The 16,570-nt window shown below is 59.7% G+C and carries 16 protein-coding genes; 10 read left to right on the top strand and 6 right to left on the bottom strand.

What is annotated here, in order from left to right; translation table 11 throughout:
• Positions 1–38: 38 nt before the first annotated feature.
• Positions 39–689, bottom strand: a complete 651-nt coding sequence (locus J3P95_RS00550) for a hypothetical protein (RefSeq protein WP_434579142.1) — start codon at positions 687–689, stop codon at positions 39–41.
• 374 nt (positions 690–1,063) lie between these two features.
• Here J3P95_RS00550 and coxB point away from each other — a divergent pair, with 374 nt between their 5' ends.
• From coxB to J3P95_RS00530, 4 genes are all read left to right on the top strand, one after another.
• On the top strand, positions 1,064–2,191 hold the full coding sequence (gene coxB, locus J3P95_RS00545) for a cytochrome c oxidase subunit II (RefSeq protein WP_434579143.1): 1,128 nt from the start codon (positions 1,064–1,066) through the stop codon (positions 2,189–2,191).
• Between the two features lie 82 nt (positions 2,192–2,273).
• On the top strand, positions 2,274–3,866 hold the full coding sequence (ctaD, locus tag J3P95_RS00540; RefSeq protein WP_135843045.1) for a cytochrome c oxidase subunit I: 1,593 nt from the start codon (positions 2,274–2,276) through the stop codon (positions 3,864–3,866).
• Positions 3,867–3,899: 33 nt separating this feature from the next.
• Positions 3,900–4,451: a cytochrome c oxidase assembly protein gene (locus tag J3P95_RS00535; RefSeq protein WP_186643361.1), complete on the top strand. Its 552-nt coding sequence runs from the start codon at positions 3,900–3,902 to the stop codon at positions 4,449–4,451.
• A gap of 24 nt (positions 4,452–4,475) precedes the next feature.
• Positions 4,476–5,363, top strand: a complete 888-nt coding sequence (locus J3P95_RS00530) for a cytochrome c oxidase subunit 3 (protein WP_434579146.1) — start codon at positions 4,476–4,478, stop codon at positions 5,361–5,363.
• Between the two features lie 8 nt (positions 5,364–5,371).
• On the opposite strand, the gene J3P95_RS00525 is transcribed toward J3P95_RS00530, so the two are convergent.
• Positions 5,372–5,575: a twin transmembrane helix small protein gene (locus tag J3P95_RS00525; RefSeq protein ID WP_434559865.1), complete on the bottom strand. Its 204-nt coding sequence runs from the start codon at positions 5,573–5,575 to the stop codon at positions 5,372–5,374.
• A 70-nt stretch (positions 5,576–5,645) separates the two neighbouring features.
• Between J3P95_RS00525 and J3P95_RS00520 the strand changes: the two genes are divergently transcribed.
• The 5 genes from J3P95_RS00520 to J3P95_RS00500 are packed head-to-tail and all read left to right on the top strand — an operon-like array spanning position 5,646 to position 9,551.
• Positions 5,646–6,383, top strand: coding sequence for an SURF1 family protein (locus J3P95_RS00520; protein ID WP_434579148.1), 738 nt, complete (start codon positions 5,646–5,648; stop codon positions 6,381–6,383).
• Complete coding sequence (locus J3P95_RS00515; protein ID WP_434579150.1) at positions 6,349–6,942, top strand: hypothetical protein; 594 nt, start codon at positions 6,349–6,351, stop codon at positions 6,940–6,942. Before J3P95_RS00520 ends, J3P95_RS00515 begins: the two co-directional genes overlap by 35 nt.
• Positions 6,943–6,952: 10 nt before the next feature.
• The gene (locus J3P95_RS00510) at positions 6,953–8,032 is read left to right on the top strand and encodes a COX15/CtaA family protein (protein ID WP_434579152.1); all 1,080 of its coding nucleotides are present in this window, start codon (positions 6,953–6,955) and stop codon (positions 8,030–8,032) included.
• Complete coding sequence (gene cyoE, locus J3P95_RS00505; RefSeq protein WP_434559857.1) at positions 8,020–8,919, top strand: heme o synthase; 900 nt, start codon at positions 8,020–8,022, stop codon at positions 8,917–8,919. The genes J3P95_RS00510 and cyoE overlap by 13 nt, the downstream gene beginning before the upstream one ends.
• A complete protein-coding gene (locus J3P95_RS00500; RefSeq protein ID WP_434579154.1) occupies positions 8,916–9,551 on the top strand; it encodes an SCO family protein in 636 nt (211 codons plus the stop codon). Before cyoE ends, J3P95_RS00500 begins: the two co-directional genes overlap by 4 nt.
• A 761-nt stretch (positions 9,552–10,312) precedes the next feature.
• Here the strand turns inward: J3P95_RS00500 and J3P95_RS00495 are convergent.
• Positions 10,313–11,086, bottom strand: coding sequence for a helix-turn-helix domain-containing protein (locus J3P95_RS00495; RefSeq protein ID WP_434579156.1), 774 nt, complete (start codon positions 11,084–11,086; stop codon positions 10,313–10,315).
• Positions 11,087–11,174: 88 nt separating this feature from the next.
• Between J3P95_RS00495 and J3P95_RS00490 the strand changes: the two genes are divergently transcribed.
• Positions 11,175–12,059, top strand: coding sequence for an alpha/beta fold hydrolase (locus J3P95_RS00490; RefSeq protein WP_434579158.1), 885 nt, complete (start codon positions 11,175–11,177; stop codon positions 12,057–12,059).
• A gap of 110 nt (positions 12,060–12,169) precedes the next feature.
• Here the strand turns inward: J3P95_RS00490 and J3P95_RS00485 are convergent, their stop codons facing one another.
• The 3 genes from J3P95_RS00485 to J3P95_RS00475 form a co-directional block, all read right to left on the bottom strand.
• Positions 12,170–14,362: a TonB-dependent receptor gene (locus J3P95_RS00485; RefSeq protein WP_434581318.1), complete on the bottom strand. Its 2,193-nt coding sequence runs from the start codon at positions 14,360–14,362 to the stop codon at positions 12,170–12,172.
• A gap of 272 nt (positions 14,363–14,634) precedes the next feature.
• Positions 14,635–15,447: an alpha/beta fold hydrolase gene (locus J3P95_RS00480; protein WP_434559853.1), complete on the bottom strand. Its 813-nt coding sequence runs from the start codon at positions 15,445–15,447 to the stop codon at positions 14,635–14,637.
• A 43-nt stretch (positions 15,448–15,490) separates the two neighbouring features.
• Complete coding sequence (locus J3P95_RS00475; protein ID WP_434579160.1) at positions 15,491–16,369, bottom strand: alpha/beta fold hydrolase; 879 nt, start codon at positions 16,367–16,369, stop codon at positions 15,491–15,493.
• Between the last annotated feature and the right edge of the window lie 201 nt (positions 16,370–16,570).

Genomic DNA, 16,570 nt, shown 5'->3' with positions numbered 1-16,570 from the left:
GAGCTGGCTCGCTTCCATGGTTCGGCTGTCGCTAAGGATCAAGCCGCCGGCTGATCCAACTCAAGACCCACGCCCAAGCGCCGTGACATGCACGGCCAGCGCTTCCAGGCCGCGCCGGTCTGCGGGCTGCTGAGTTTCTCGCGGTAGGTTTCTACCGACTCCAGTGCAAACGTCTCGTCGTTGAGCATCTCATCGAACGTGTGATGCACCACCTCATCGAGTTGGTTGGCAAATTCCTCGCCGATCAACTGGTGAGCAATCAGATTGGCGACCGTCATGTCCAAGGGGATCAGTGGCTGGCCGAAATGCTTGATGTACAGGTCGTTGACCTCTTCGACAAACCGGTGCGCCAGATAGGCTTCGTCGAGCAGGCTGTTGAGCCCGACATGCCCGGCCATGATCGTCGGAGGCTGGAGAAAGTACTGCTCGGCAATTTTCAGTACTGGCTTGATCTGCGACTCGATACCCGCCTCCCGGGCGACGTCATTGGCTGCATCCAGCAGCTCAGGCACTTCATCGATGTAGGCAGCGACAAACCGCGCCAGGACCTCATTGGCGTTCGCATCCGGCAGCTGGATCGCAGGGTGCAGCGTCGGTAACCGGGCCGTCAACTGACGGCTCAACAGGCCGGTCTCAGCCTCGTGTTGTTGGGCTTTTTGGATCTGCTCGCGCAATGCGGCGGTGTTCATGACAACTCCAGGAAACAACGGCAATGAAATAGGAATGACATAACTTAGCTGGCGCAAATTGACTCCTAAGACCTATTTTTCATAACTGCTCCTTCCTTGATGCGTCGCTGTTATATCGGTTTGCCATCACTCAGGTTCGCATCCTTCTCCATTCGTGGGCTCTAGCGCAAGCCCCGGCTGTTTCAAACGATTTACGCCGTCGCGTTGCGAGGTTGCAGGTGCTGTCTATACTCGGGTTGGAATGGAGTTAGCTGATGACACCCGATTGCATGTGCAGCAAGGCGCGGCGAATCAAGTGAGTAGTCTGAAGTAGCCGATCCCTTGCCGCAGGCGTTACGCCTACGGGATAACAAGAACGATAAGGGGAACCCGCAATGACGCGACATCCACACGTATGGATGGGCCTCCTGTTGTGGTCGATTTTCAGTCAGGCGCAAGCGGCCTGGACTGTGAATATGGCGCCTGGAGCGACACAGATCAGCAACGCAGTATTCGACCTGCACATGACCATCTTCTGGATTTGTGTGGTCATTGGCGTCATTGTCTTCGGCGCCATGTTCTGGTCGATGATGATGCACCGCCGCTCAACCGGCCAGAACGCCGCGCACTTCCATGAAAACACCCGCGTCGAAATCCTCTGGACCATCGTGCCCCTGCTGATCCTGGTGGCCATGGCGGTTCCGGCCACCGCCACCCTGATCAAGATGTACGACTCCAGCGAATCGGAGATCGATATCCAGGTCACCGGCTACCAATGGAAGTGGCACTACAAATACCTGGGCCAGGACGTCGAGTTCTTCAGCAACCTGGCCACGCCTGCCGAACAGATCAACAACCAGAGCGCCAAGGGTGAACACTACCTGCTGGAAGTCGACAAGCCGCTGGTGCTGCCAGTCGATGCCAAGGTGCGCTTTCTGGTGACCTCCGCCGACGTGATCCACTCCTGGTGGGTGCCGGCGTTCGCGGTCAAGCGCGACGCCATTCCCGGGTTCGTCAACGAAGCCTGGACCCGTGTCGACAAGCCCGGCCTGTATCGCGGCCAATGCGCCGAGCTGTGCGGCAAGGACCACGGGTTCATGCCGATCGTGGTGGAGGTCAAGAGCAAGCCCGACTACGAGAAATGGCTGGGCGAACGCAAGGCCGAAGCCGCGCAGCTTAAAGAGTTGACCAGCAAGGAATGGACGCGCGAAGAACTCGTCGAGCGTGGCGACAAGGTCTACCACACCACGTGCGTGGCCTGTCACCAAGCCGAAGGCCAGGGCCTGCCGCCGATGTTCCCGGCGCTCAAGGGCTCGAAAATCGCCACCGGGCCGATCAAGGATCACCTGGACATCGTCTTCCACGGCAAACCCGGCACCTCGATGGCAGCGTTCGGCAAGCAGCTGTCGGAAGTCGATATCGCCGCGGTCGTGACCTATGAGCGTAACGCCTGGGGCAACAACAAGGGCGACATGGTGATGCCCAAAGAAGTGCTGGAACTCAAACAGGCGGACAGCCAATGAGCCGGCCTGACGTTCGTTCCCGCAACTGGCCGGGGCTCGTTGCCCCGCGCCGACCAGCCCATTCGTTCGAAGGAGACAGGACATGAGTGCTGTGATCGATGACCACGGTCATGCCGGCGCCGACCACGCCCACGGCCCCGCCAAAGGCCTGATGCGCTGGGTACTGACCACCAACCACAAGGACATCGGCACCCTGTACCTGTGGTTCGCCTTCTCCATGTTCCTGTTGGGCGGCTCGTTCGCCATGGTGATCCGCGCCGAGCTGTTCCAGCCGGGCCTGCAGATCGTCCAGCCGGAATTCTTCAACCAGATGACCACCATGCACGGCTTGGTGATGGTCTTCGGCGCGGTGATGCCGGCGTTCGTCGGCCTGGCCAACTGGATGATCCCGCTGATGATCGGCGCGCCGGACATGGCCCTGCCGCGCATGAACAACTTCAGCTTCTGGTTGCTGCCGGCGGCGTTCCTGATGCTGGTGTCGACCTTGTTCACCCCCGGCGGCGGGCCTAACTTCGGCTGGACTTTCTACGCCCCGCTGTCCACCACCTACGCGCCGGAAAGCGTGACGTTCTTCATTTTCGCGATCCACCTGATGGGCATCAGCTCGATCATGGGCGCGATCAACGTGGTCGCCACCATCCTCAACCTGCGTGCCCCGGGCATGACCTTGATGAAGATGCCACTGTTCGTCTGGACCTGGCTGATCACCGCATTCCTGCTGATCGCAGTGATGCCGGTGCTGGCCGGCTGCGTGACGATGATGCTGATGGACATCCACTTCGGCACCAGTTTCTTCAGTGCCGCCGGCGGCGGAGACCCGGTCTTGTTCCAGCACGTGTTCTGGTTCTTCGGTCACCCCGAGGTGTACATCATGATCCTGCCGGCCTTCGGCGCCGTCAGCTCGATCATCCCGGCTTTTTCGCGCAAGCCGCTGTTCGGCTACACCTCGATGGTCTACGCGACGGCAGCCATTGCCTTCCTGTCGTTCATTGTCTGGGCGCACCATATGTTCGTGGTCGGCATCCCGCTGGTGGGCGAGCTGTTCTTCATGTACGCCACCCTGCTGATCGCCGTGCCCACCGGGGTGAAGGTGTTCAACTGGGCCAGCACCATGTGGCAAGGCTCGCTGACGTTCGAGACGCCGATGCTGTTTGCCGTCGCGTTCGTGATCCTGTTTTCCATCGGGGGGTTCTCCGGGCTGATGCTGGCCATCGCGCCGGCGGACTTCCAGTACCAGGACACCTACTTCGTGGTCGCGCACTTCCACTACGTGCTGGTGCCTGGCGCGATCTTCGGGATCTTCGCCTCGGCCTACTACTGGCTGCCGAAATGGACCGGCCACATGTACGACGAAACCCTCGGCAAGCTGCATTTCTGGCTGTCGTTCGTCGGCATGAACCTGGCGTTTTTCCCGATGCACTTCGTCGGCCTGGCGGGCATGCCTCGACGGATTCCCGACTACAACCTGCAGTTCGCCGACTTCAACATGGTTTCGTCCATCGGCGCGTTCATGTTCGGCACCACGCAGATCTTCTTCCTGTTCATCGTGATCAAGACCATCCGTGGCGGTGAGCCGGCACCGGCGAAGCCGTGGGATGGCGCCGAAGGGCTGGAGTGGAGCGTGCCGTCGCCGGCGCCGTATCACACCTTCACCACGCCGCCGGAAGTGAAATGACCACCACAGGGTTAGGTGCCCGGAGCAGCGTCCATGGCTGATTCGATTTCGCTGAAAAAACTGGTCACCCGCCTGTTGCTGGTGGTGGTGGCCATGTTCATCTTCGGATTTGCCCTGGTGCCGATCTACGACGTGATGTGCAAGGCGTTCGGCATCAACGGCAAGACCGGCGGGCAGTACGAAGGCGAGCAGACCGTCGACGAATCGCGGCAGGTTCGGGTGCAGTTCCTGTCGACCAATTCGGTGGACATGGTCTGGGACTTCTATCCCAAGGGCGATCAATTGGTGGTCCAGCCGGGGGCGGTCAACGAGATGGTGTTCGTCGCCCACAACCCCACCAACCGGCCGATGAGTGCCCAGGCGGTACCGAGCATCGCACCGAGCAACGCCGCGGCGTATTTCCACAAGACCGAATGTTTTTGTTTTACCCAGCAAGTGCTGCAACCCGGCGAACGCATCGAAATGCCCATGCGCTTCATCGTCGACCGGGACATGCCCAAGGAAGTGAAGCACCTGACGCTGTCCTACACGCTGTTCGACATCACTGCCCGTCATCCACCGGTGGCCGTAAACACTGAGCGATAGCGTGCCCGATAAGGAGAACAATAAATGGCAACTCATGAACACTATTACGTTCCGGCCCAAAGCAAATGGCCGATCATCGCCACGGTCGGGATGTTCGTCACGGTGTATGGCCTGGCGACCTGGTTCAACGACCTGAAGGCCGACCGTCCGGATTCCAATGGCCCGCTGATCTTTTTCGTCGGCGGCCTGCTGGTGGCCTACATGCTGTTCGGCTGGTTCGGCGCGGTCATCAAGGAAAGCCGCGCCGGGCTGTACAGCGCACAGCTCGATCGCTCGTTCCGCTGGGGCATGAGCTGGTTCATCTTCTCCGAAGTGATGTTTTTCGTCGCGTTCTTCGGCGCGTTGTTTTACGTGCGGATGGTCTCGGCGCCAGGCTTGGCCGGCGAAGGCAGCAAGGGATTGTCGGAGATGCTCTGGCCGAACTTCGAGTACGTCTGGCCGCTACTGAACAACCCCGACCCGAAACTCTTCCCACCGCCCAAGGACGTGATCAGCCCTTGGGGCCTGCCGCTGCTCAACACCATCCTGCTGGTCACTTCCAGCGTCACCGTCACCATCGCCCACCACGCCCTGAAAAAAGGCCATCGCGGTGCGCTGAAAATCTGGCTGGCGATCACCGTGCTGCTGGGTTGCGCCTTCCTGGGCTTCCAGGCCGAGGAATACATCCACGCCTATAAAGAGCTGGGCCTGACGTTGGGCTCGGGGATCTACGGCGCGACGTTCTTCATGCTCACCGGGTTCCACGGCGCTCACGTCACCATCGGCACGATCATTTTGTTCGTGATGCTGATGCGCGTCATGCGCGGGCATTTCGACAACGAGCATCAGTTCGGCTTCGAGGCGGCGAGCTGGTACTGGCACTTCGTCGATGTGGTGTGGATCGGCTTGTTCTTCTTCGTCTACATACTCTGAGGCCACCGCTACCAGGGCGCTTGGGAGACCAACTGGCCGCTGAAAAAGCCCCAGGCGATCAAGCCGACGGTGACAGCAGCCAAGGTGACCCGAATCGCCAAGGCAATGACCAGGCGATTGGAATTGCTTTGGTCCTTGACCAGAAAAAACAGGCCGCTGAACAGGCTGGCAACTGTGGCGATCAGCATCAGGGCGATGGCTGCTTTGAGCATTGGGAACACTCCGGGGGGACGCGATGCACGTGAGTATAGCTATCTCGTTCAACAGCTTTCGGACGGCGCCATGAAAGGCTTCCGGCCAGGCATCGTGCCGTCATTGGTGGTCGCCGTGCTGGTGCCGGTGATGGTGTGCCTGGGGTTCTGGCAATTGAGCCGGGGCGAGCAGAAGCGCGTGCTCATGGACACCTACGCCGAGCGTCGCGTGGCGGCGCCGATGGACAGTGCCGAACTGCAACGCACGGCGGACCCGGCCTTTCGCCCCGTCAGCCTGCACGGCCAGTTCGACGCCGAGCACAGCCTGCTGCTGGATAACCGCCAGCACGACGGCAAGGTGGGCGTCGAGTTGCTGCAACCGTTCCTCGACCATGCCACCGGCCTGTGGCTGCTGGTCAATCGTGGCTGGCTGCCGTGGCCTGATCGCCGCACCCCGCCGGTCTTCAGCACTCCCGAACAAACGGTCGACTTGCAGGCGTGGGTCTATGTCGCGCCTGGCGCCACGTTCCAATTGCATGCCGACCCGGCCAGCGCACCGTGGCCGCGACTGGTCACCACCGTCGAGCCAAACAAGCTCTGGGCCGAACTGGGCCGCGGCGGCTTCGCCTACGAACTGAGACAACAAAGCGGCCCCGGCGCCTACCGGACCGATTGGCCGGTCGTGGCCATGGGCCCGGAAAAACACCTCGGCTATGCCGTGCAGTGGTTCGCCATGGCGGCGGCGCTGTTCGGCCTTTTCCTCTATCTCGGATGGCACAACGCAGGGAGACACCATGGGGAACACCATGAATCCAACCAACATGTCTGAGGCACCCACGGCGCGCAGCCGGCGCAAGGGGCGCGTGCAATTGCTGTTGATCGTGCTGGGCGTGATCGGCCCGATGATCCTGGCCACCGGCATGTACAAATTCCAGTTCTGGGTGCCCGACAGCCGCAGCTACCACGGTGAGCTGATCGGTAACGGCCAGACCCGCGCCGAAATCGGCGTGCAGGCCGACGAGCAGCGCTGGCAGATCCTCGTCACCGCGCCGCAAGAGTGCTCGGTGGACTGCCGGCAATTGGTTTACCTGGCCCGGCAGGTGCAAATCGGCCTGGGCCGCGAGGCCGGACGCGCCAGCCATGCCCTGGCGATTGCGCAACCGCTGGACGCCGAATACGACGCCCAACTGCAGCGCGAATACCCGCAATTGCAGCGCTACCCGCTGGACCTGCCGGCGTATCAGAAAGGTGCCCAGGGTTCCGGCGGCGCCCAGCTATGGATTATCGATCCCCACAGCAACCTGGTGCTGCGCTACGACGCCCGGGTCAAGGGCAAGGATTTGCTCAACGACCTGCGGCATCTGCTGAAACTGTCGAACATCGGATAAGGGCATATACATGGCCAAGCCAGGATTTCGCCTCGCGCTGTTTGCCACGCTGCTGGCATTGATTGTCGTACTGTTGGGCGCCTACACCCGCCTGACTCACGCCGGCCTCGGTTGCCCCGATTGGCCCGGTTGCTACGGTTTCATCAGCGTGCCCAAGGGCGAAGCCCAACTGGCCCATGCCGAACTGCATTTTCCCGATGCTCCGGTGGAAGCTCATAAAGGCTGGAACGAGATGGTCCATCGCTATTTCGCTGGAGCCTTGGGGCTGATGATTACCGCGCTGGCCGCCCGGGCCTGGATGAACCGTCGCCGCCCCGGCCAGCCTGTGAAGTTGCCGCTGTTCCTGCTGGCCGTGGTGTTCGCCCAAGCAGCGTTCGGCATGTGGACCGTGACGCTCAAGCTCTGGCCGCAGGTGGTCACCGGGCATTTGCTGGGCGGGTTCGCGACGTTGAGCCTGTTGTTCCTGCTGACGCTGAGGTTGTCTGGCGTACTACCGGCGCTGACCGTGCCCAAGCGCCTGCAACATTGGGCGACGGCCGGGCTGCTGCTGGTGATTGGCCAGATTGCCTTGGGCGGCTGGGTCAGTTCCAATTATGCCGCCGTGGCGTGCATCGACTTTCCCACCTGCCATGGCCAATGGATGCCGCCGGCCGATTTCGCCAATGGCTTTCACCTGACCCAGCACATCGGACCGAACTACCTGGGCGGACAACTGGACAGCGACGCCCGCACCGCCATCCACGTGACTCATCGCATCGGCGCAGTGCTGGTGACGCTCGTGCTGCTGGGGTTGGCCTGGCAACTGAAAACGGTAGGCATGACCCGGCTGGCGGGGCTGGTGCTCACCGCGCTCGCCGCGCAAATCACCTTGGGTATCAGCAACGTCGTGTTTCACTTGCCGCTGCCGGTGGCCGTGGCCCACAACGCCGGGGGCGCAGCGCTATTGCTGACCTTGGTGCTGGTCAACTATCACGCCCGTACCAGCCTGGTCCGGGTCAAGCATCAGGTCCCGCTGCGCTGGCGCTTCAACCCGCATAAACACAGCGTCGGCCCCATCACGATTAAAGGAGCGATGCCATGGCAACCTTGACCGGTGAACGCCACAGCCAGGCGATCTGGCGCGATTACCTGGAGCTGACCAAGCCGAAAGTGGTGGTGCTGATGCTGATCACCTCGCTGGTTGGCATGTTCCTCGCCACCCGTGCCGGCGTGCCGTGGACGGTCTTGGTGTTCGGCAACCTGGGGATTGCGCTGTGCGCCGGTGGCGCGGCGGCGGTCAATCACGTGGTGGACCGGCGCATCGACGCGGTGATGGCTCGCACGCATAAGCGGCCATTGGCCGAGGGCCGGGTTTCGCCGGCCGCCGCGTTGACGTTCGCCATGGCGCTGGCGGTGGCTGGCCAGGCGCTGCTACTGGTTTTCACCAATCCGCTGACCGCCTGGCTGACCCTGGCCTCGCTGCTCGGCTACGCGGTGATCTACACCGGCTTTCTCAAGCGCGCGACGCCGCAGAACATCGTCATCGGCGGCCTCGCCGGCGCGGCGCCACCGCTGCTGGGCTGGGTCGCCGCTACCGGTCATGTCAGCGCCGAACCGTTGCTGCTGGTGTTGATCATCTTCGCCTGGACCCCGCCACACTTCTGGGCGCTGGCGATTCATCGCAAGGAGGAATACGCCAAGGCGGACATCCCGATGCTGCCGGTGACCCACGGCGAGCATTACACCAAAGTGCACATCCTGCTCTACACCCTGGTGCTGCTGGCGGTGAGCCTGATGCCGTTCGTGATCCAGATGAGCGGGTTGATTTACCTCGTGTGCGCCCTGGTATTGGGCGCCAGGTTCCTGCAATGGGCCGTGGTGTTGTACCGTGGCAGTCGGCCGCACGCGGCGATCAACACCTTCAAGTACTCTATCTGGTATTTGTTCCTGCTGTTCATCGCCCTGCTTGTAGATCACTACTTACTGTTGAGCCTATGACTCGAACCCAGAAAACCGTCTTCATCCTTGCGGCCGTGATCGCAGTGATCCTCGGCCTGACCATCAACAAAGTGCTGTCCAGCAAAGGCCAGGGCGACCCGACCGCACTGATCGACGCCGGCATTATCCTGCTGCCGCAAAGCCGCAACCTGCCGGACGTGAAAATGACCGACCAGGACGGCCAGCCGGTGGCGATGGACGGGTTGAAAGACAAATGGAGCCTGCTGTTCTTCGGCTACACCTTCTGCCCCGACATTTGCCCGACCACCCTCGCCCAACTGCGCCAGATCAAGAGCGAGCTACCGCCCGAGGCTGTGGATAAGTTGCAGGTCGTGCTGGTGAGCGTCGACCCGAACCGCGACACCCCCCAGCAACTCAAGCAGTACCTGGGTTACTTCGACCCGCAGTTCAAAGGCCTGACCGCCGCCTCGGTGGAAGACCTGCAGAAACTGGCGAATGCGGTGAGCATCCCGTTCATTCCGGCGGACACCAGCAAACCCAACTACACCGTCGACCACAGCGGCAACCTCGCCGTGATTGGCCCGGACGGCACCCAACGTGGATTTATTCGCGCGCCGTTGAATAATCAGAAGTTGGTGGCGCAGTTGCCGGAGATGCTCAAGCGTAAATAAACGCTGCAACCCCTGTGGCGAGGGCGCTTGCTCCCGCTCGGCTGCGCAGCAGTCGCAAAACCGAACGATGCGGTTTGCCTGAAAAAACGCAGGGGCCTGCTGCGCAGGCCAGCGGGAGCAAGCCCCCTCGCCACAAAAGCTTCTCTGCGCCAGGTCGCTCTACAGACCCTGACTCTGTTCTTAATAGTGGCTTTTACCCACGAAAAACCCCGACGTTTTGCGTCGGGTTTTCGTTGTTTTATTCGGAAGCAGACGAAAGCTCGTAAAACATTCTTAAATTCTGCATGGAACATCCGAAAAACGTTACCGGTAATGTCGTCGCTTCCTTTTACCATCTGTCGCAACTGTCATTTCTTACAGTAGCGAAGAAATTTCGATGGGCATTGAATGGTCTCCCCGAACAAGTAAAAGGAATTATCCAATGGCTCATTCATATCGGATCAAACTACCCGAACACAAACTTTCCAAGGGTGTCTCCGTCAAGGAGATAGTCCTGGACGACTCCATAAATCGAGGCGACCTGCTCAGATTCGAAAACTTTCCCGATTCCACGTACATCGTCACCCAGAAAACCTATGAGGTAAAACCGGACGATACTTATCGAGTAGAGCTTGAGACTGATCTCTACAAGCCCTGACAAGCTGGAACAAGGGGATTTATTTCCAGCAGATAATCCCCTTTTCACTTGTCCCCTTTTCACTTTTTAGATGATTGGCACCTTTGAGATCGACGCAATGTGTTGCGAGAATCATAAAGGCTGTTCACAGACGGTTGGAAAAGAGGATGCGTAGATCCTCGCCAGCCAGCACGTCAGTCGGCTTGACTCCCAGTAGCTTGCGGCAACTGTTGCTGAAGTGGGCTGAGTCGCTGAACCCCGCCATCTGCGCGGCTTCGGTGAGCGATAGCCCCTGGCTGACAAAACCGACCAGCGCGCGCAGACGCAGCCACACCCGGTAGCGCCTCAGCGGCAGCCCCATGGCCTGGTTGAACAGTGCAGAAAGGCGGCTTGGCGACAAACAAACGAGGGCCGACAGTTCCTGGGTGGTGAAATTGCGCTGGGGCTGCGCCTGCATCGCATCCAGCACCTTGAGTACCCGTGGGTCTGCGTGGTTCGACTCGCCCGTATCGGGCAGCAAGCGCATGGCGATTTGCCCGAGAAGGGCTTCGCCTTCCTGCACATCGCGGCCCGTCAACCCGTTGAGTTCCGTCAGCCAGTTGCCAGCGCTCGGCCCGGGATCGCTCAAGTGCTCGGTAGATAGGTTGTAACGCAGCAGCAACTGCTGGTAAAGGCGGCTCTGTTTCTCAAAAAACAACACCGCCACAGGTTGCCCGGCAAACGCCAAAGCATGCTCGACACCTGCTGGCACGAATAACTGATCGTAACGCTGCCATGGGCTTGCGTCGGTACCTCGTGCCTGAATAGGCGCCTGTAACCCCACGCATAGAGCGCTGGCGCTATGTCGATGGAGGCTGATGTCGGGTAGCGGCCCGACATACAGGGTCAGCTGATTGCCCAAGATCAAAAAATTCTGCACGGCGTCCTCAAGTCAGTTGGTTCTTACAAGTCGCTCGCCCTGGCTGCCACTACATTGGCCGAAACTCCACAGCACTTGAGGCAGCACAATGAATGCATACGCCAGCGGCTTTCTTGCCGCACCGCATCAGTTCATCAGTATCGAAGGGCTGCGTTTTGGTTATCGCGACTATGGAACAGGTCCGGTACTGCTGATGCTGCACGGCTGGCCACTTAATGGCGATACCTTTGCGCCGTTGGTCGATGCGCTTGCCTCAGGCTTTCGTTGCATTGTGCCGGATCTCCCTGGCGCAGGCATGACAGCCTGGTCAACAGAACATGATCTGAGCCCCGCCGGCCAGGCGCGTCTGCTCCAGGGTTTACTTGCGGCCCTGGGCATTGCGCAGGGCTATAGCCTGTTGGGTAATGACAGCGGCGGTATCGCCGCCCGCTACCTTGCACTTTGGGACGCCAGCCGCGTGGCCAAGTTGATTCTGCTCAATAGTGAAATACCTGGGCATCGCGCACCCAACCAGCGTCTTTACAAACAACTGGCGCGTTGTTTACCGGGATATGGCGCGCTTGCTCGCATCCAGCTAAGAAGTGCTGCCTATCTGTGTTCGAAGCGGGGGTTTGGCGGAACGCTCTACGATCACCAGCACTTGCTCGGCAGCTTTCATCGGCGCTTTATCGCGCCGCTGATCCAGTCCGCGCAGAGCATGGAGCAAGCCCGGTGCGCCTTTATCGCAGTGCTCGATTGGCCGCAGCTCGATGCCTTGAGCCGTCTTCATGGCCAGATCGAGGCACAGACCTTACTGATCTGGGGGCGGCAGGACGATACCTTTCCTGAGCCGTATGCCATTGAGATGAGCCGAAGCTTTGGCAACCTTGCCGGCTTTATCAGCATCGACAAGGCCAAGTTGTATGTTCATGAAGACCAACCAGAGCAGGTGATTCAACACCTCAAGGCCTTTCTGCTGGCAAAGCAGGAGTAGGGTGGAGTGATATGAATTCGCAGGAGCGAAGAATGCAAGCTCCCTCGCCATGGAGGGTCGGGTGTCCCCGCTTCAGTCTCGATATTTCCAAGCCTTCCTCAAATGAATACTTAAAAATCGATAGTCCCCGAAAATTTCACCAACCGCGGATCACCCTGCGAAAGGTAGCCGCCGTTTGCCGAAGCCCAATAGTTCTTGTCGGTAATATTTTCCACGTTGACGCGCAACGTCAGGTCTTTCTCGACGAACTTCATTTTATAACGTGCACCCGCGTCGAAACGGTTCCAGGTAGGCAAGCTCAGGTTGTTGGCCTGATCAGCGTACTGCCCGCCAGTGCGCAACATCCTTGCGCTCAGAGCGGCCCCTTCGATACCCGGGATATCCCAATCCACGCTGGCATTGAGCTGGAACGTTGGCACGCCAACGGCGTGGTTGCCATCGTTGAGGCCGCCAGCGGTATTTTTGAGTTCCGACGTCATGCGGGTACCGCCGGCCATTAGCCGGAGGCCTTCGATTGGCTCGCCGAAAACGCTGATCTCCAGCCCTTTGTTGACCTGCTCACCATCACGCACATAGAGGTTCTGCGCGTTGTCGACGTAACCATCGACAGGTTTCTCGATGCGGAAAACACCCAAGTTGGCACCGAAGGTTTGCATGTCCAGCTTGATGCCCGCTTCCAACTGTTTTGTGCGGCCAGGGGGAAAGGCTTCGCCCAGGTTCGTGATGCCGCTACCGGACGCCACCGGTCCATTTGCAAGGCCCTCGATCCTGTTGGCGTAGAGCGACACGCTCTCCACAGGCTTGTAGACGATGCCGTAGACGGGCGTGGTAATGGCTTTATCGTTGATAGTGCTACGACTGCCATCGTTTGCTGGATTGGCTACACCGTTTGAAGTGGTGCCGTCGTACTTATAGTTTTCGACACGCAACTGCTGACGACGGACACCATAAGTGACCAGCAACTTGTCATCGAACAAGCCCAACGTGTCGGAGATCGCCAGGCTACGGTTGCGGATTTTGCCGGTCACCCCGGGATCGCCCATTTCACCGCCAGTACGGGACACCGCAGTCGGCTTGGGAACCTGTGGGGTGTTGTAGAGATTGCTGTTCCCAGTGACGGAACGATAGAAGGTGTAGGCGTTTTCCTGCTGGGTCCAGATCGTTGAGCCGCCGATCGCAACCTGATGGGAAACAGGGCCCGTGTTGAAGCGCCCGTTCAACCCGCCACTGAACGATGTGTTGTCTTCATTGTGGGGAATTTCCGAGCCACCGATCGTCGCGACACCGTTATTGCCGACCAGTGTTGGTGTGGCGTAGACCCCGGTTTCTCGGGTGTGCTTTACACCCCCAGCCAGGTAGGCGGTCCAGTTTTCGTTCAGGTCCCAATCGCCACGAACCATGCCGAAGGTGTCTTCGGTTTCGGAGTAAGTCCAGTTCTGGCCAAAATTGTGGCTCGCGTGCGGAGCCGTGGGAAGGCGGGTGGCGCTGCCGATATTCACAGAGTTACGCAGGCCGTTGATACGCTGTTTCTGATAGCCGAAATCGGTGGAAATGCGGAAGTCATCGCCTCGATAGTCCAAGCCCGCCACGAACAACTTGGTGCGCTGATCCTGGTTATCGATCGCTGTTTCGCCTTCGCGCTGGCTCAGATTCAACCGGGCGCCAAAGCGGTTATCCTCGCCGAATCGCTGTCCGATATCCAAATGCTCGCCAATGCGGCCGTCGGTGCTGATGTCCTGGGTATAGCGACGAGTCGGGACATCCTCTGCGCGTTTGGGCTGCAAGTTGACGCCGCCCCCAAGCCCCGAGCCCGTCGGACTGACACCGTTGATAAACGCGTTGGGGCCCTTGAACACCTCGACACGCTCGATCGCATCCGTCGACAGGATTTGGCGGGGTAAAACCCCATACAACCCGTTGTATGAAATGTCGTCGCTGGCAAGCGGCAGGCCTCGAATCACGAACACCTGGGATTGGTTACCAAACCCATAGGATTGACGCACCGACGGATCATTGAGCAGCACATCACCCACGTCTTCCGCTTGCTGATCTTCAATCAGCTGCGAGGTGTAACTGGTCATCACGAACGGGACATCCATGTTGTCCTGATTGCCCAACACCCCCATCTGACCTCCCCTCGCCACCTGACCTCCAGCATAGGGCGTGGGTAGCGTGTTGGAATTGGGTTTGGCCGCACTGGCAGTAACGTCGGTTACGCCCAATTCAATAGGCTCTGCCGCCTGGGCAAGAAAACTGACCGAGCAGCACGCAGCAAGCAACGTAAGACGAGATGGAAATAGCATGGAGTGAGTACCTGCGGGGAAACGGGGAGCCAATGCAGGCAATGCTAATGATTCGCAGATAGATTATCTATACCAATGGGCGCGCTGCCATAAAGATTTGGAAAGCGGTCCAGTCAGCCCAGACAGTACCCGTGGCGAGGGAGCTTGCTCCCGCTCGGCTGCGCAGCAGTCGCAAAACAGGGCGATGCGGTTTGCCTGGAGATTATCTCAACGAAAAAACCCGACGTTTTGCGCCGGGTTTTTGGTTCTTCTCGAAGGCCCGCTTTAACTGATCACCCCTTGGAACTGGCCTGGGCCGCTTCAATGATCAGCTCCGCCACTTTCCCCGGGTTCGACGTCATCACCACATGGGAGGCGCCCTGGACGGTGACGGTCTTTTTCGAACCTGCGCGTTCGGCCATGAACTTCAGGGCCGCCTCGGGGATGTTTTTGTCCGCCGAGCCGTAGATGAACCAGGACGGCAGTTTTTTCCAGGCCGGGTCGCCCGACGCTTCTTTTAATGCTGCCTCGCTGATTGGGCGTTGCGTGGCGGCCATCAGCGCAGCGTCTGCCGCTGGAACGTCGGCGGCAAACTGTTGGCCGAATTTGTCCTGCTGGATGTAGAGATCCTTATTGCCGTCGTCCAACTGTACCGGAGCGGCCAAGGTTGGCCCAAGGGTGCCGCCGGGGTAGCGACCGGACAGTTCGATAGCGGTTTCGCCTTTGTCCGGCGCGAAGGCCGCGACGTAGACAAGCGCCTTGACCCTGGGGTTGTTGTGCACCGCGTTAGTGATCACGGCTCCGCCGTAGGAGTGACCCACCAGGATCACCGGGCCGGCGGTGTGCTCGACGATATCGGCGACATAATCGGCGTCCTGCTTGACTCCGCGCAGCGGGTTGGCGGCTGCCACGACCGGATAACCTTGGTTCAACAACTGGGCGGCAACGCCATTCCAACTCGACGATTCGGCGAATGCGCCATGGACCAGCACGATGGTCGGTTTGGCGGCGTCGGGTTGCGCGGCGGTTGCGCTATTCAGGGTTGTCAGCGCCAACGCAGCGGTAATGGTGACGGCCAACAGCGATTTGATATTGAGCATGATCATTCCTTTTTACATTGATTAGAGGGGTGACGCTGCAGCGATGGATTCACTTGGCCAGGAAATCCAACAGATCCTGATTGAGGCGGTCCTTGTGGGTGTCAGTCAGGCCGTGCGGCGCGCCCGGATAGACGATCAACTCGGCGTTCTGCACCAGCCTGGCGGCGGCATGGGCGGAGGCGTCGATCGGGACGATCTGGTCATCGTCGCCATGCACGATCAGTGTCGGCACATCGAACGCAGCCAAGTCGGCGCGAAAGTCCGTCGCCGAGAACGCCGCGATGCAGTCATAGGTGTTTTTGTGGCCCGCTTGCATACCCTGCACCCAGAACGAATCGATCAACCCTTGGGAGACGTTCGCCCCGTCGCGGTTGAAGCCGAAGAACGGGCCAGACGCGATGTCGCGATACAGCTGCGAGCGGTTGTCCAGCGAGGCCCTGCGCAGGCCGTCGAACACTTCGATCGGCAAGCCGCCTGGGTAGTCTTCAGTCTTGAGCATCATCGGTGGAACGGCGCTGATCAGTGCGGCCTTCTTCACCCGATCGGTCCCGTGGCGGCCGATGTAGCGGGTGATTTCGCCACCCCCGGTCGAGAAACCCACCAGGGTGACATCGTTAAGATCCAGGGTGTTGATCACAGCGGCCAGGTCGTCGGCATAGTGATCCATGTCGTTACCCTCCCACGGCTGGCTGGAACGACCATGGCCGCGGCGGTCGTGGGCGATCACCCGATAGCCTTGGTCCGCCAGGAACAACATCTGTGATTCCCAGCTATCGGAATTCAGCGGCCAGCCATGGCTGAAAGTGACGACTGGCCCATCTTTCGGACCCCAGTCCTTGTAATAGAGCTGTACGCCGTCCTGGGTGGTGATATAGCTGCCGGCCTGGGCTTGGTTGGCGGCTTGAGCGCGGTTGGACTGGGTATTCATGGCAAGATCTCCTTAGGTCAGGGCTCGCCATTCGGGGGATCCGATGGCGAGTTGATAGGGAGAATTCTTGCAGCGGCATGTATACCGGAAATGTTCGACACCCGGCCGTTATGCGTTCTTTTGAGTCTGTAGATGCGCTGGATACAGTGGCTTACAAATGCATCCGAATGAATCGAAAAACAAAGGCTGCACTTGACGTGC

This window comes from Pseudomonas sp. Z5-35 (assembly GCF_051131945.1).
GTDB lineage: Bacteria > Pseudomonadota > Gammaproteobacteria > Pseudomonadales > Pseudomonadaceae > Aquipseudomonas > Aquipseudomonas marvdashtae.
This window is presented reverse-complemented; position numbering and strand designations above follow the sequence as displayed.